This is a genomic window from Flavobacterium sp. UBA5153 (assembly GCA_002413745.1).
Lineage (GTDB): Bacteria > Bacteroidota > Bacteroidia > Flavobacteriales > Flavobacteriaceae > Flavobacterium.
Window position 1 is genome coordinate 1 of record DHXP01000047.1, and the last position, 312, is coordinate 312.

The 312-nt window shown below is 31.7% G+C and carries 1 pseudogene; it reads right to left on the reverse strand.

Annotated features, from left to right (window positions below):
• Positions 1-312 (reverse strand): annotated as a pseudogene (locus tag B2145_RS09570) (hypothetical protein); the annotation flags it as partial.

Consider the following 312-nt stretch of genomic DNA (forward strand, 5'->3'; position numbering starts at 1 on the left):
TTATTAACGGTTAGATCTTTCAAGGCTTGACCAAGTTCATTCATGTCGTGATTGAATTCACGCTTAAAGGATTGCCAATCGCTATTGGTATCATTTTTATAAGTCTCCATTTTTGCTTTAAGATCTTTGTTTTTTTGTTCCAGGATGTCAATATTTTTTTCATATTTGGCATCAATTGTTTTTTCTGCTTTTTTCATTTTCAACTTCAATTCAGTTATCCGAATTTCGTTTTCATTGATAATTGAATCTGTATTTTCTTTGAAAGCTTTCCATTCTTCAGCACTGGCAACCTTTTTTGCCACGACCAAATTA